Here is a 363-nt window from a genome sequence, read left to right as displayed (position 1 = left end):
ACCACCGTTACCATCAAGGCTGGCGAAACCAGCGCTCCGTACACCCACGAAGCACAGGGTGACGACGTCTACAAAGACGCTGGAGAAATCGAGCTGGGTATCAAGTCCGCCGTCGATGTTGACGGACGTGCCTTCGAGAACCTGCAACTGGGCGATGCGGCCTCGGTCAAAGTCACTGACACCACTGACGATGTCGTGGCCAAGCTGACTGCCACTCCTTCGGTTACCGAAGGTGGTGCGATCACCTACACCATTACGCTCACCAACAAAGACGGTCTGCCGATTGATAAGCACTCGGCGCTGACCTTCACCCTGAGCGACGGCACCACTGTCATCACGGTTCCGGCCAACAGCACCACCGGC

At 58.7% G+C, this 363-nt stretch carries 1 protein-coding gene; it reads left to right on the top strand.

The window, feature by feature from the left end; genetic code table 11:
* Positions 1-363: immunoglobulin-like domain-containing protein (locus GIB19_RS28210; RefSeq protein ID WP_274888871.1), on the top strand; the 363-nt coding region annotated here is incomplete at both ends.

The organism is Pseudomonas sp. ITEM 17296, from assembly GCF_028895205.1.
Lineage (GTDB): Bacteria > Pseudomonadota > Gammaproteobacteria > Pseudomonadales > Pseudomonadaceae > Aquipseudomonas > Aquipseudomonas kermanshahensis.
This window is presented reverse-complemented; position numbering and strand designations above follow the sequence as displayed.